The sequence below is a fragment of the Litoribacter populi genome (assembly GCF_007483685.1).
Taxonomy (GTDB): domain Bacteria; phylum Bacteroidota; class Bacteroidia; order Cytophagales; family Cyclobacteriaceae; genus Litoribacter; species Litoribacter populi.
Genome location: NZ_VMKN01000001.1, coordinates 1,963,881 through 1,977,583, shown reverse-complemented (window position 1 = coordinate 1,977,583; position 13,703 = coordinate 1,963,881). Strand labels below are relative to the sequence as shown.

15 protein-coding genes are annotated in these 13,703 nt (G+C 39.0%); 11 read left to right on the top strand and 4 right to left on the bottom strand.

Features of this window, described 5'->3' with window-relative positions; genetic code table 11:
* Positions 1-2: 2 nt before the first annotated feature.
* Positions 3-665 carry a uracil-DNA glycosylase gene (gene ung / locus FPL27_RS08695; RefSeq protein WP_143960723.1) on the bottom strand — a complete coding sequence of 221 codons (663 nt, stop codon included), beginning with the start codon at positions 663-665 and terminating at the stop codon, positions 3-5.
* A gap of 58 nt (positions 666-723) precedes the next feature.
* On the opposite strand from ung, the gene apaG reads away from it, so the two are divergent.
* Both apaG and FPL27_RS08685 read left to right on the top strand, forming a co-directional pair.
* The gene (apaG, locus tag FPL27_RS08690; protein WP_143960722.1) at positions 724-1,110 is read left to right on the top strand and encodes a Co2+/Mg2+ efflux protein ApaG; all 387 of its coding nucleotides are present in this window, start codon (positions 724-726) and stop codon (positions 1,108-1,110) included.
* A 6-nt stretch (positions 1,111-1,116) separates the two neighbouring features.
* Entirely contained in the window at positions 1,117-1,881 is a 765-nt protein-coding gene (locus tag FPL27_RS08685) for an O-methyltransferase (RefSeq protein WP_143960721.1), read from the top strand.
* Here FPL27_RS08685 and FPL27_RS08680 read toward each other — a convergent pair.
* Positions 1,871-2,449: a methyltransferase domain-containing protein gene (locus FPL27_RS08680; RefSeq protein ID WP_317129433.1), complete on the bottom strand. Its 579-nt coding sequence runs from the start codon at positions 2,447-2,449 to the stop codon at positions 1,871-1,873. The genes FPL27_RS08685 and FPL27_RS08680 overlap by 11 nt on opposite strands.
* A 48-nt stretch (positions 2,450-2,497) precedes the next feature.
* On the opposite strand from FPL27_RS08680, the gene FPL27_RS08675 reads away from it, so the two are divergent.
* The 9 genes from FPL27_RS08675 to pfkA all read left to right on the top strand — a co-directional run bounded on the left by FPL27_RS08675 (position 2,498) and on the right by pfkA (position 11,754).
* Complete coding sequence (locus FPL27_RS08675; protein ID WP_143960720.1) at positions 2,498-3,418, top strand: hypothetical protein; 921 nt, start codon at positions 2,498-2,500, stop codon at positions 3,416-3,418.
* Between the two features lie 169 nt (positions 3,419-3,587).
* Positions 3,588-3,959: a 30S ribosomal protein S6 gene (gene rpsF, locus FPL27_RS08670; protein ID WP_143960719.1), complete on the top strand. Its 372-nt coding sequence runs from the start codon at positions 3,588-3,590 to the stop codon at positions 3,957-3,959.
* Positions 3,956-4,207 carry a 30S ribosomal protein S18 gene (rpsR, locus tag FPL27_RS08665; protein WP_143960718.1) on the top strand — a complete coding sequence of 84 codons (252 nt, stop codon included), beginning with the start codon at positions 3,956-3,958 and terminating at the stop codon, positions 4,205-4,207. The genes rpsF and rpsR overlap by 4 nt, the downstream gene beginning before the upstream one ends.
* 40 nt (positions 4,208-4,247) lie before the next feature.
* Positions 4,248-4,691 (top strand): 50S ribosomal protein L9, encoded by a 444-nt coding sequence (rplI, locus tag FPL27_RS08660; protein WP_143960717.1) that lies wholly within the window; start codon positions 4,248-4,250, stop codon positions 4,689-4,691.
* A 93-nt stretch (positions 4,692-4,784) separates the two neighbouring features.
* Entirely contained in the window at positions 4,785-5,774 is a 990-nt protein-coding gene (locus FPL27_RS08655) for a GSCFA domain-containing protein (RefSeq protein ID WP_143960716.1), read from the top strand.
* Entirely contained in the window at positions 5,761-7,791 is a 2,031-nt protein-coding gene (locus FPL27_RS08650) for a thioredoxin domain-containing protein (protein ID WP_143960715.1), read from the top strand. The genes FPL27_RS08655 and FPL27_RS08650 overlap by 14 nt, the downstream gene beginning before the upstream one ends.
* Positions 7,792-10,311, top strand: a complete 2,520-nt coding sequence (priA, locus tag FPL27_RS08645) for a replication restart helicase PriA (protein WP_185974332.1) — start codon at positions 7,792-7,794, stop codon at positions 10,309-10,311. It abuts the gene before it with no gap.
* A 77-nt stretch (positions 10,312-10,388) separates the two neighbouring features.
* A complete protein-coding gene (locus tag FPL27_RS08640) occupies positions 10,389-10,766 on the top strand; it encodes a methylglyoxal synthase (RefSeq protein ID WP_143960714.1) in 378 nt (125 codons plus the stop codon).
* Between the two features lies 1 nt (position 10,767).
* The gene (gene pfkA / locus FPL27_RS08635) at positions 10,768-11,754 is read left to right on the top strand and encodes a 6-phosphofructokinase (protein WP_143960713.1); all 987 of its coding nucleotides are present in this window, start codon (positions 10,768-10,770) and stop codon (positions 11,752-11,754) included.
* Between the two features lie 72 nt (positions 11,755-11,826).
* Here pfkA and FPL27_RS08630 read toward each other — a convergent pair whose 3' ends face one another.
* The gene (locus FPL27_RS08630) at positions 11,827-12,771 is read right to left on the bottom strand and encodes an MraY family glycosyltransferase (RefSeq protein WP_143960712.1); all 945 of its coding nucleotides are present in this window, start codon (positions 12,769-12,771) and stop codon (positions 11,827-11,829) included.
* Entirely contained in the window at positions 12,738-13,703 is a 966-nt protein-coding gene (locus tag FPL27_RS08625) for an NAD-dependent epimerase/dehydratase family protein (RefSeq protein WP_143960711.1), read from the bottom strand. Before FPL27_RS08625 ends, FPL27_RS08630 begins: the two co-directional genes overlap by 34 nt.

Sequence of the window (13,703 nt, the reverse complement as noted above, 5' to 3'; positions counted from 1 at the left end):
TTTCACCAATTGATTGTGGCTTTACCATTTTGCGCTAAATACTCATTGGCCTGACTAAAATGCCCGCAACCAATAAATCCCCTATGGGCTGATAATGGGCTTGGGTGAGGCGCTTTTAAGACCAAATGCCTACTTTCATCAATAAATTGTCCTTTTTTCTGGGCATAAGATCCCCAAAACATAAAAACCAAATTATTGTAATCTTCAGCAAGGTGATGAATTATCGAATCAGTAAATTCCTCCCACCCTTTCTTTTGATGCGACCCAGCTTGGGAAACTCTTACGGTCATTGTGGCGTTTAAAAGTAACACACCTTGCTCGGCCCACCTTTCTAGATTCCCTGAAAAAGGCGCCGAAATCCCCAAATCACGCTGTATTTCTTTGAAAATATTCCGTAAAGAAGGCGGGAAAGCTACCCCGTCAGAAACAGAAAAACTCAGTCCATGAGCCTGACCGGCACCATGATAGGGGTCTTGACCAAGAATGATCACCTTAGTATTTTCAGGAGGGCAATGATTTAACGCATTAAAAACTAATGACTTTGGGGGGAAAATGGTTTTATATTTGTATTCTTCTTCTACAAATTTCAACAATTCCCGATAATAGGGTTTCTCCATTTCGGATTTGAGGACAACCTCCCAATTTTCATGGATGTCAAAGTGCATGTGCTAATGATTGTAATTTGAAATTAATAAACTATATTCGAAATCATAATATCTCTCCATGGCGACTGCAATAACAGAAGGTATAAAAGTAAGCATAAATGCGAAATACCAAGCGGAGTTTTCCAGCCCGCACCAGCATCACTATGTGTTCACTTACAAGGTAACTATAGAAAATCACAGCAAATCAACCCTACAGCTCATGAGGAGAAAGTGGGAAATCACGGACGCCGCTGAGGAATTAAAACTTGTAGAAGGTGATGGAGTAGTAGGCAACCAACCTGTTCTAGAACCCGGAACATCTCATAGTTATGTATCAGGCTGCAATCTTCGGTCTGGATTCGGAAAAATGAAAGGTTACTACTATATGGAAAGAGTCGTAGATGGTAAAATAATCGAGGTAGAAATTCCCGAATTCCAACTAGTAGCTGACATCTTCTCGAATTAAATTCGCATGTTTTCAGCAGTACAGTATATTCTTCATTTTCTGAGAAAAGAAGACAGGCATAGCCTGCAGTCCCCCTTCGCATTTCAGCTTTACGATGGACTAATAAATCACTTCAAAACTGCTAAGTACCCTGAAATTGAAAAGATAAGAACCTCCTTCCTCCGCGATAATACTGAAATATTTGTCACGGATTATGGAGCTGGAAGTAAGATGGTTCCTAATTCCAAACGCAAGGTGAAGGACATTGCCTTATATAGTAATTCTCCTAAAAAATATAACCTCCTTTATCAATACTTTCTCTCACAAACCCCTGCAGATTACGCTGTAGAGTTGGGAACAGGCCTAGGTATCAATTCACAATATTTAGCTGCATGCACTAAAAAGAGTCTCTTAACAATTGAGGCGGATAAATCGATCTGCGATTTGGCTGCTTCCCACCTTCAGAAATTACCGAATGTTGAGGTTTTCTGTGATGAGATACCCAATGTGTTACCAACAATTGCTAGCCAAATGAATTCCTTAGATTTTTTGTTGATTGACGCGCATCACACCTATGAGGCCACAATAAAGTATTTCAACATGCTGGTCCCACGGTTGCATGAAAACAGTATCATGATTATAGGTGACATCTACTGGTCTAAGGGTATGAAAAAAGCATGGGATGAAATCAAGATGCACCCTGAGGTCCGGATGACTTTTGATTTTTTTGAATGTGGAGTGGCGTTTTTCAAAAAAGATCTTCAAAAAGAAAACTATATTCTCACTTATTGATCAAAATAATAAACAATTCGCTCCCATGTCGTGGGGCAATGGAATTATAACATGGCTCTAAGACTTGGATGTGAAAAGTTGACCCGAAATAACTTTGATATTCCTCAATAGATGCTCCAAACGGAGGCCCCACTTTCGAAAAGTCTTTATTAAATAGCACCCCCACTAATTTTCCTCCTGGATTTAATAGGGATTTCATTTTTTTTACATAATTTTCCCGTTGATCTGGCAAAAGAGCACAGAAGAAAGTTTGTTCAAGTATAAGATCATATTTATTTTTATGATCAAAAAAATCTTCACAATGAATTTGCGACATAGGAAAATTGGGATTTTCCTTGATAAAATTTTCAATTGGAACGGGGGAAAAATCTAAAATATGAACATTCGAAAAACCAATTGAATTGGTGTAAGCGGCTTCATAAGCATTGCCAGCTCCGGGAATAAGCACTCGGAGGGATTTATCCCTGATTTGGTCTAAATATTGCATTATTGGCAAAGTAACATTTCCGGCATCCCAGCCAGTTTCGTTATTTAAATATCGTTTTGTCCAATATTGGTCATTTAACATCGTTCGCATTTTATATTTCACAAATATAACTTAGGTCTAAATAATATTATGAGTAACAATACTCCTTCGGGAAAAGCTCCAAACACCGAGAAAGGCAAAAATATCCTAATTATCGTCTTGATCATTTTGGTGATTGTCAGCGGGATCAAATTATATATGGATCACCAAGACAAAAATAAAAAAACAGAGGAGATCATCATTCTTTCGGAGGAAAACAATGACCTCAACCTACGCCTGGACTCCATGACTTACCAACTCACACTCAGAATTGATGAGATTGAGACTTTGGGAGGTGATGTGGATTCTTTAAAACAGATTAGGGATCAATTGATTGATGAAAGAAACAATGACCGTAAAAGATCTGCTACGGAAATTGCAAACCTTAACCGAAAAATCGACGGTTATTCTACCCTTCTCAGAGAAAAGGATACTGAAATTCTAGCCTTGCGTGAGCAGAACCAAGAACTTTATACCGAAAACAAACAATTGAAAACCACCCAAGCGGAGATCGAGGAGGAAGTGGCTCAACTTAACATCAAGCAGCAACAACTGACCGAAAAAGTCACCAAGGCGGAAAGGTTACGAGCAGAAAACATACTAGTAGCGGCCGTAAATTCCCGAGGACGTGAGCGGGAGGATAATTTTAGAAACCGTCAATTGGACAAGCTTAAGATATCATTTGATCTTATTGAAAACGAAATTACTCCAGCAGGAACCAAGGACATCTTTGTACAGGTAATTGCGCCAAACAATCAAGTAATCTTTGACATCGCCCGAGGATCAGGTACTTTCGACCTAGAAGGCAAAGAAGAGTTTTTCACAGCCAAACAAGATATCCTTTATAATAACACCAGCCAAAAGCTCACTTATTACTATGAAAAAGGTACTGATTATGCCCCTGGCACTTATAAAGTGAGAATTTTCGCTGATGGTTTCCAGATTGGAAACAGGGAGTTTGAAGTTAGATAATCTTAAACCACCTTTAAAGTAGTAAAGTGAAAATATCCAAAGCACCTGCAGACGGCTGTTCTGCAGGTGCTTTTCTGTTTAAGATTTACGGAACTTAGTTTTGATAATTTGCCAGAAAGTGATACTTTTGCGGTCTGTTTAAATATTTAAAAATTAAACGAAAAAACAAATGTTCCAAAAAAATTATGAAACGGTATTCATTTTAACTCCCGTTTTGTCTGATGTTCAGATGAAGGATACCGTAGACAAGTTCGTGAACTTGTTAAAAGAAGAGGGGGCAGAAATCGTAAATGTTGAGAACTGGGGCCTTAAGAAAATGGCTTACCCAATTCAGAAAAAAAGCACCGGTTTTTATGTAATGGTTGAATTCAACGCAGACCCTAACTTCATCAAGAAGTTTGAGCTTGAGTTCAGAAGAGACGAGAAAGTTATGCGTTTCTTGACCACTGTTTTGGATAAGCATTCTTTGGCTTATGCAGAAAGAAGAAGAAAAGGTGAATTTAACAAAAAATCTGAAGTTAAGGAGGAAGCTGCAAAATGACACTTAAGAACGAACCAATCAACAGAGGAGAAAACAGAAAGAAATACTGCCGCTTCAAGAAGCACGGCATCAAGTATATCGACTACAAAGATCCTAACTTCTTATTGAAGTTTGTAAATGAGCAAGGTAAAATCCTTCCTAGAAGATTGACCGGTAACTCGGCAAAATTCCAGAGAAAAGTTGCTACGGCTATCAAAAAAGCTAGACATCTAGCCTTATTGCCTTACGTGACTGACGGATTGAAGTAATCCGCCCTGTTCTATCCCATATTTATAAATCAATACGACAATGGACGTTATATTAAAAACAGATATAAAAGGACTTGGCTATAAGAACGACTTGGTAGCAGTAAAGCCCGGATATGGTAGAAACTACCTTATCCCTCAAGGTTTCGCTGTTTTGGCCACTACTTCTAACAAGAAGATCCTAGCAGAAAATATCAAGCAAGCTGCTCATAAAGCAGAAAAAATCAAAACTGAAGCTGAAAATTTAGCTGCACAAATCGAAAAAACAACTTTGGAAATCAAAGCGAAAATCGGTGATTCAGGTAAAATTTTCGGTAAGGTAACCACACTTCAGATCTCTGACGCTCTTGCAATCAAAGGCATTAATGTAGACAGAAAGAAAATCGCTATCACTTCTCCAGTAGTTGGAGCCGGTGAATACGAAGCTGAGATTGATCTTCACAGAGAAGTGAAAACTAACGTGAAATTTGAAGTAGTAGCTGAGTAAGCACTCTATTTTAATTCAAATGTAGAAAGCTAAGGACTTACGTTCTTAGCTTTTTTTTATGTGTCATTCGCTCTTAATTCTTATTTTTAGGTTATGAATTTTCGCATCACTTTTCCAATACCCATTTTTCCCGTGCCCGTCTCCCACTCCCATAAGGTTCTTTCAGTGGGGTCATGTTTTGCCAATATGCTCGGCAAAAAGTTGAGCGAAAGAAAATATCAGATTTTATCAAATCCATTTGGAATTATTTTTAACCCAGTATCTCTATTTCAGCTACTACATCATTCTTTGCTCGGAAATCAGCTTGAGCCTTCCTTGCTCCTTGAGGCTTCCGGCAATTATATGCATTACCAAACACACTCAGATTTACGGGCCGATTCTAAAGAATCTTTAAATCAGCTAATTGGTGAGAAGCTACAGAGGTCTGCTGAATTCCTGAAGCTTTCAAAACATCTTTTTATAACTTTGGGGACTTCCTATGTCTATGAACATTTGGTGACAGGTCAAGTGGTGGCCAACTGTCATAAGCAACCTGCAAGCCTGTTTAAGAAGCGCATGTTAGAGTTGGAAGAAATGAACAAAGCTTTTGATGGTTTTTACAGCAGCCTTAAAGAAATCAACCCTGAAATACAAATAATTCTCACTGTCAGTCCGGTAAGGCACATCAAAGATGGAGTTTCCGAAAACCAAGTGAGCAAAAGCTTGTTAAGAGTGTTCACCCATCAATTGACTGAGCGATATCAAGACGTCAATTATTTCCCCAGCTTTGAACTGATGATGGATGATTTGAGGGATTACCGATTTTATCAGCAAGACTTATTGCATCCTACCGCAATGGCTGAGGATTACATTTGGGGGAAATTTGAAGAGACCTTTCTGAGGGAAGATGAGTCAAAGTTGAATCACATGATCACTTCAATCCAGAAGGATCTCTTGCATAAGCCTTTCAATCCTAGTTCTGAAGCACATCAAAAGTTTTTAAATAGATTATTACAAAAAATAGATCAATTGCCAAAAAACCTAGATTTCTCAGCTGAGAAGCAACAAATCCATAACCAGCTAACCAACCATGAAGAAAGCTAACCGATTGATCAACAGTAAAAGTCCATACTTACTGCAACATGCCTACAACCCTGTAGACTGGCAGGAATGGAACGATAACGCGTTGCAGCAGGCTGTAGAGCAAAATAAACCCATTTTGGTGAGCATTGGCTATTCTGCCTGCCATTGGTGCCATGTGATGGAGAAGGAAAGCTTTGAGGACGATGCCACCGCCGAGCTCATGAATGAGCACTTTGTCTGTATAAAAATCGACCGTGAAGAACGCCCCGATTTGGACAATATTTACATGGATGCCGTACAAGCAATGGGACTGAACGGTGGATGGCCGCTAAATGTGTTTCTTTTGCCAAACCAAAAACCATTCTACGGCGGCACCTATTTCCCGAATAAGAATTTTAAGGCTTTGCTGAAAAACATCTCTCAGGCATTTGAACTTCATTATGACAAGCTCTCAGAGAGTGCGGATGGTTTTGGTGAAACACTGGCCAGGCTTGAGAAGGATAAATATGGGCTTTCGGATGAGCAAATGGAAACAAACAGTGAGGTGATTCATAAAGCCGCGAAAGAAATTTTGCGTCAATTTGATGATCAGTGGGGAGGGCTATCTCGAAGCCCGAAATTCCCAATGCCTGCCATTTGGGAATTTCTGCTGAGTTATGCTAAAATTGCTGGAAATATAGAAGTTAAAGACAAGGTTCTTTTCACGTTGAAAAAAATCGGAATGGGTGGGATCTATGACCACATCGGTGGCGGTTTTGCTCGATATTCGGTGGACGCAGAATGGTTTGCCCCTCATTTTGAAAAGATGCTTTATGATAATGGCCAGCTTCTTTCGCTATACGCAAAAGCATATCAGAGCAGTGGAGATGAGTTTTTTAAGGAAAAAATTGAAGAAACAATTGAATGGTTAAAGAACGACATGCTACAGCCAGAGGGAGGCTTCAATGCCGCAATAGATGCCGATAGCGAGGGAGAAGAAGGTAAGTTCTATACTTGGAAAGCTCAAAATCTAAAGGATCTCCTTGGAGAGGATTATGACTGGTTTAGGGACTTGTATAATATTAAAGATCCTGGAAACTGGGAAGATGGTGCAAACATACTTTTTCAGACCTTAGATTATAACCAATTGGCCCAGAAAAGTGGATTTACTGAAGTTGATCTTCACACGAAGTTAAAAGCAATCAAGCACCTGCTGTACTCCCATCGGGAAAACAGGCCAAAACCTGGTTTAGATGACAAAATATTGACTGGATGGAATGCCTTAGCTATCACAGGCTTGGTGGATTGTTATTTTGCCTATCACAAAGAGGAATATAAAACACTTGCCTTGAACGCAGCTAGGTTTTTAATAGAGAAGGTATACCTCAATGGAAGACTTTACAGGGTATATAAAGAAGGTACGGCTTATAATGATGCGTTTTTAGAGGATTATGCTGCCTTAATAGAAGCGTTGATCAAATTGTATCAAATGACCGGGGATGTAAATTGGCTTGAGCATTCAAATGATATGGCCGGAATGGTAATTAAGAATTTTCTAGACAAAGAGGAACCGCTACTCTACTTCAATAATCCCAAAGCTGAGCGACTAATTGCCAATAAGAAAGAAATATTCGACAACGTAATTCCCTCAAGCAATGCTAAAATGGCCAGAAATCTCCATTTTTTGGGATTGTATTATTACAATAATGAATATCTCAACCTTTCCAAAAGGATGCTTGCAATGGTAAATAAATTAATTCTATCTGATCCAACATTCATGGCTCATTGGGCTTTACATTATCTGGAAACCCATTTATCGACTGGAGAAGTAGCGATAGTGGGCTCAGATGCAGAAAAGCTTTCCGAAGAATTTGCAGCTGAATTTCATCCGAATGCAATTTTTGGATTCTCCTCTCAAAAAACCACCTACCCTCCACTATTGGAAGGAAAAACTTTTGAGGTAGGTGATTCTAGAATTTTCGTTTGTTTTAACCAAACCTGTAAACAACCAGTAGGTACCGTTCAGGAGGCCTTGAATCAATTACCAAAGCTGAATTAGATGATTGACAACACTTTATTTGATAATTCCGCACCTGATCAGGCTAGTTATTTTGCCGACATTATCCTCCCTGTTCCTATCCCAAAAATGTTCACTTATAAAGTCCAATTTGAATTTCTAAATGAAATTCAAATTGGTAAACGGGTAATGGTGCACTTTGGAAAAAGGAAGGTTTTGACTGGAATTGTTGGTAAGGTCCATCAAAAACCCCCTAAAGAATATGAAGCCAAACCTCTGCTTGAGCTTTTGGACAACCAGCCAAGTGTCAATCCTATCCAAATAAAGTTTTGGACCTGGATGTCGGAATATTATTGTTGCCATATCGGAGAGGTGATGAATGCAGCTTTGCCCTCGGGTCTAAAATTAAGTAGTGAAAGCAAGGTCCAGCTGAACCCAAATTTCGACCCCCTTGAAACCAAATACCCCATTGACCCAAGGGAGCAAGTGATCTTGGACCAGCTGGAAACCAAGGATGAGCTGACGTATGAGGAATGCGGAAAGTTATTACTGTTAAAATCAGCGCATCACATTATCAAAAGTTTAGTGGCTAAGGAGGCTATATTAATTTTTGACCAAGTAAAGGAAAAGTTTTCGCCTAAAATAGAAAGTAGAGTCAAGCTTATAGATGGGTATGTTGTGGGAAAATCTGCTTTGGAAGACCTATTTGAATTACTTTCAAAAAAACCCAAGCAGGAGGGCATGTTGCTTCGATACCTTCAAATGGTGCCAATCTATCAAAAACCTGAACTAAATACCTTAGGGATAGAGAAAAAGCTGCTTTTAGAAGCAGGTTCATCCCCAAGCACTCTAAAAACCATGGTCAAGAATGGGATTTTTGAAGAGTACAAAAAGGTGATTAGCAGATTTGATGAAACACAGGTCATTGATACGGAGCCTATAATTTTATCTGAAAATCAGGAAGAATCGGTGAAAGCCATTAAGGCTCATTTTGAAGACAAACAGACTGTTCTCCTGCATGGAATTACAGGAAGTGGCAAAACTGAAATCTATATCCAATTGATTGAGGAGGTATTGGAAAGTGGCTCCCAAGTCCTATTTCTATTACCAGAAATTGCCTTAACTACCCAAATAGTTAACCGTCTCCAAAAAGTATTTGGTTCAAAGATGGGGGTATTTCATTCCAAATATTCCGACAATGAAAGAGTGGAAGTTTGGCAAGGAGTATTAAGTGGTCGCTTTCCCTTGGTCGTGGGTGTGAGATCCTCTTTATTCCTTCCTTTTGACAGTCTAGGCCTTATCATAGTTGATGAAGAGCATGAGACTAGTTATAAGCAATTTGATCCGGCACCGAGGTTTCAAGCAAGGGATGCCGCCATAATGCTGGGCTACCTTCACCAATCGAAGGTGTTGTTGGGCAGTGCCACACCATCGTTTGAGTCATACTATAATGCACGACAGAATAAATACGGGCTAGTGGAAATGACTCATCGGTATGGCAATGCCCAACTTCCAGATTATGTCCTATCGGACATTTTGAGCGATAAGAAAAAGAACCTGCTGAAGCTAGATACTACACGGCAGCTCCGGGAAAAGGTTCAAGCCGCACTCAACAACCAGGAACAAGTCATAATTTTCCAAAACCGTCGTGGATATGCACCATTTGTCAATTGTGAGGACTGTGGATGGATACCGGAATGCGAACATTGTGATGTCAGCTTGACCTATCACCAATTTGGCGAGGAGATGCGCTGTCATTATTGTGGGTTTAAGGAAAAACTCCCAAAGAAATGTGAGGCATGTGGAAGTGTACAGATAACCACAGTGGGTCAGGGAACTGAGCGTATTGAGGAAAATCTTTCCATGCTATTCCCTGAAGCCCGAATTGCGAGAATGGATATGGACACCACCAGAAGCAAATATGGCTTTCAAAAGTTGTTGGAGAATTTTGGCCAAGGAAATATCGATATTTTGGTAGGTACTCAGATGGTGACCAAAGGGCTGGATTTTGATAAAGTGACAGTGGTGGGTATAGTGGATGCTGATAGGATTCTATATTTTCCGGATTATCGGGCAGGAGAAAGAGCTTTTCAGCAAATCACACAAGTGGCAGGCAGGGCCGGGCGAAGAGAAAAAATAGGTTCCGTAATCATTCAAACCCGACAACCGGACAATCCAATTTATAATTCGATCATAAACGGAGACTATAAGAATTTTTACTTGCAGGAAATGGGGGAACGAAAAAGTTTTTTTTACCCACCATTCATTAAGGCTATCAAAATCAGTGTAAAGCACAAAGAGTATAACGTGGCAGAGCGGGCGGCTAAGCATTTGGTAAACCTGCTAGCCACTATTAAGGTCAAAAAGATAATATTAGGACCGGAAAAGGCATTGATTGCGAAGATAAAAAACCTATATATTTTTGAAATACTGGTGAAGTTGGACAAAAACAATAATGCTCCAGCAACCTTCAAACACCATATGATCGAGATGATCGAAGAGTTATCAGCAGATAAATCATTTAAATCAGCGAGGTTTATCGTTGATGTGGATCCCGGATAATTTTTCTAAAATTCTCATAAAATGGTTTATGCTCAATGTATTTTTTTAACTTTATACCAAACCTATTAAACTAACATATGAAAATTGCCCTAATTGCCCATGACGGCAAGAAAGCTGATATGGTTCATTTTCTTAGCGGCTTCAAACAAAAGCTCAAAGGAGCAAACATAAAACTTGTGGCCACCGGCACTACAGGCCTCCATATAGAAAGAGCCGGATTCGAAGTCCAAAGATTACTCTCGGGGCCCATGGGCGGTGATGCTCAGATAGCAGCTATGGCAGCACAAAAAGAGCTGGACATGGTTGTCTTCTTTAGAGACCCTTTGGATAAGCACCCCCACGAACCTGACGTGCAAATGTTGATGCGGATATGTGATGTCCATCATATTCCCCTAGCCACAAACTTGGCATCTGCAGAATTAATGTTTAAACACCTGAACACAATTAATAAATAAAATGGCAAATAAAACGGTCACACGCATCGGTGTGCTCACTTCTGGGGGAGATGCCCCGGGGATGAACGCAGCCATCAGAGCAGTCGTAAGATCGGCGAAATATTACAATCTGGAAGTTTATGGGATTTTCAGGGGATATGAAGGATTGATCCAAAATGACATCAAAAAACTGGAGAACAGAGATGTAGCTTATATTCTGGAACGAGGGGGCACCTTCTTGAAATCAGCCCGAAGTCAAGAATTCAGGACCTCAGAGGGTAGAAAAACTGCCTATGAAAATTTAAAATCACATGGCATAGACGCCTTGGTTGTAATCGGAGGGGACGGATCCCTAACTGGTGCCCATCTCTTTTATAAGGAATTTGGCATCCCTTCCATAGGGCTACCGGGCACTATTGACAATGACCTTTCTGGTACGGATAGCACGATAGGCTTTGACACTGCGTGCAATACGGCAATTGAGGCAATTGATAAGATTAGGGATACGGCAAGCTCCCATGATCGACTTTTCTTTGTTGAAGTAATGGGTCGCGATGCAGGTTTCATTGCCGTAAATGCGGGAATTGGTAGTGGTGCAGCCGCAACCTTAATTCCAGAGCGGAAAATGCCTGTGGAGAGCCTTATCGAAAGGTTAAAGTCAAGGGCAAAAGCCAAAAAGCAATCCAATATAGTCATTGTCGCTGAAGGAGGAAAAAGTGGTGGGGCTTTGGAGATTTCCAAAAAAGTCAAAAAGTTTTTACCAACCTATGATATTAGAGTTACTATTTTAGGCCATTTACAGAGAGGTGGCTCACCTACTTCGTTCGATAGGTTACTAGCTAGTAAATTAGGAGTTGCGGCAGTAGAAGGTTTAATACATGGAAAAGAAGATGTCATGGCTGGAGTAATAAATAATAAAATTGTATACACACCAATTAAGAGAGCAATTGTGGACGACAAAGAGGTGGATGAAGATGACTTTAGAGTTGCTAAAATTTTGTCACAATAAATTTTTAATGAATATAAAAGGGCCAAACGAATACGTTTGGCCCTTTTATGTTTTACGCGAATATAGGTAAAATCAGGACATAGGTTTGATCTTATAGTTAATTCGGATAAAAGTGTAAAGAAAGAAGATACAGCATAAAGTCAATGTAAAAGTAATTGCTGTCATATTCTCCATGCCCACTAAATGAATTAAAACCGTATTTAGCAGCAATTGACAAATAGCATATGTGGCTGAAACCGTAAGATGACTTATCCCCCGCTCATTGACCAAGTATTGATACAAATGTGATCGATGAGGATGAAGAATATTCTCCTTTTTAATAAGGCGAATAAAAATTGTAATAATGGTATCAACACCATAGATTGAGAAGAATATAAGGTAAAAGAAATTCCCCGTTTGAACAATTGTGTGCACCATAAAATACCCGAGAATTATAGCAAGGCTAATACTCCCTACATCCCCTAAAAAAGCCACTGCTTTTTGACGTAAGTTAAAAACTGAAAAAACCATGCAGGCTAACCCCAAAATAACAAAAGTCTCATGATAGATAAAATTGACTTCAAGAAAACTGAAAGAAATTAAGGAAACAAGACAGTATAATACAGAAATCCCATTAATTCCATCCATAAAGTTAAAGGCGTTAATCCATCCGAAAAACAACACCGTACAGATCAAAATATAAAACCACTCTATTTGAAAAACACCTAAATCATAGAAAATGTATAAAGTTCCAGCTATCTGAGCTATTGCTCTCGGTAGTTGGCTCAAAGAAAACATATCATCCAAAAAACTAATTGTCGCTACCAAAAGAACTACGATAACCAAACTCTGATTAATTTCGCCAAAATAAAAGGGCAAAATAAGTGCAATGGGAAAAATCACCCCCCCTCCCCTTACCGTTGGTACTTTGTGGGATGATCTATCAGTAGGAATGTCTACTATTCTATAATTCCTGGCTAATTGGATGTAAATAATTTCTGTGATTAAAAGAGCGCATAAGGCAAAAAGATAATACATAGCTTTTGAAAAGATTTAAACGTTTGAAAAAGGCCTTCTTGACTGGAAACAGGAAGCTCAACCAAAAGGGTACGCATTAGTTTGGAATTGGAAACAATGTAATTTTCAGTAAGCTTTCGAAGTCGATCAGAGTTCAATGGCAGCCTGAGATGATCACCTACTTTAGCAATGCCTGAAATAATAGGTTTAGGGATATGAATTATTTTTGATTTTTTGCCAATCGAATCACCCATTATTTCGATTAAATCTTTCGTGCTAATTGGATGATCATCTGAAATATGGTAAACACCAGACTCTATTGGTTTTTTGATAATTTGGCTTAGAATAAAGCAAAGGTTTTCAATACTTAAAAATGAGCGAATGTTGGAATATGCACCTAGAGGGTAAGGAATCCCCTTAGAAATAAATTTATAAAGAAGATTTAAGTTTCCCTTATTTTCAGGTCCATGAATCATACATGGTCTTAGGATAATCACCTTTTTTCCCACTGGGCAATTTGAAAAAATATACTGTTCTGATTTCAATTTAGATAAACCATATGCTGTTTGAGGGTCTGGCTCCAGGTTTTCAGTTAGAACCGTCTCAGCACAGTCTCTAACAGCTTTAATAGAGCTTATATAAATAAAAGTTTCAGCCTCAGAATCTTGTAAAAATTTCTGAAACACCTTTTTAGATAGCTCAAAGTTTATCTCAAAATATTCTTCAGAATTGGATGTATTTTTTATATCGTGAGCCTTCCCAGCTAGATGAATATAATTATGAAAAAAAAGTGAATCATCTAAATAGAAGTTACTAAAGGAAATATTTTTATCATCTTCAATTTGGGGCTTCCTGTTTACAGTTGTGACATCAAAAAAATCGTCCAACTCAAGATATTTGACAAGGTTTTTCCCAACAAAGCCAGAGGAACCAGTAATTAAGACTTTTGACAT

Bases quoted from the DNA above. Each gene is read 5' to 3' on its own strand.
- rpsF (WP_143960719.1), top strand. From the start codon at position 3,588: ATGTTCCAAAAAAATTATGAAACGGTATTCATTTTAACTCCCGTTTTG.
- FPL27_RS08630 (WP_143960712.1), bottom strand. From the start codon at position 12,771: ATGTATTATCTTTTTGCCTTATGCGCTCTTTTAATCACAGAAATTATT.
- FPL27_RS08655 (WP_143960716.1), top strand. From the start codon at position 4,785: ATGAATTTTCGCATCACTTTTCCAATACCCATTTTTCCCGTGCCCGTC.
- FPL27_RS08640 (WP_143960714.1), top strand. From the start codon at position 10,389: ATGAAAATTGCCCTAATTGCCCATGACGGCAAGAAAGCTGATATGGTT.
- FPL27_RS08650 (WP_143960715.1), top strand. From the start codon at position 5,761: ATGAAGAAAGCTAACCGATTGATCAACAGTAAAAGTCCATACTTACTG.
- apaG (WP_143960722.1), top strand. From the start codon at position 724: ATGGCGACTGCAATAACAGAAGGTATAAAAGTAAGCATAAATGCGAAA.
- ung (WP_143960723.1), bottom strand. From the start codon at position 665: ATGCACTTTGACATCCATGAAAATTGGGAGGTTGTCCTCAAATCCGAA.
- FPL27_RS08675 (WP_143960720.1), top strand. From the start codon at position 2,498: ATGAGTAACAATACTCCTTCGGGAAAAGCTCCAAACACCGAGAAAGGC.
- FPL27_RS08680 (WP_317129433.1), bottom strand. From the start codon at position 2,449: ATGTTAAATGACCAATATTGGACAAAACGATATTTAAATAACGAAACT.
- FPL27_RS08625 (WP_143960711.1), bottom strand. From the start codon at position 13,703: ATGTCAAAAGTCTTAATTACTGGTTCCTCTGGCTTTGTTGGGAAAAAC.
- rplI (WP_143960717.1), top strand. From the start codon at position 4,248: ATGGACGTTATATTAAAAACAGATATAAAAGGACTTGGCTATAAGAAC.
- priA (WP_185974332.1), top strand. From the start codon at position 7,792: ATGATTGACAACACTTTATTTGATAATTCCGCACCTGATCAGGCTAGT.
- rpsR (WP_143960718.1), top strand. From the start codon at position 3,956: ATGACACTTAAGAACGAACCAATCAACAGAGGAGAAAACAGAAAGAAA.
- pfkA (WP_143960713.1), top strand. From the start codon at position 10,768: ATGGCAAATAAAACGGTCACACGCATCGGTGTGCTCACTTCTGGGGGA.
- FPL27_RS08685 (WP_143960721.1), top strand. From the start codon at position 1,117: ATGTTTTCAGCAGTACAGTATATTCTTCATTTTCTGAGAAAAGAAGAC.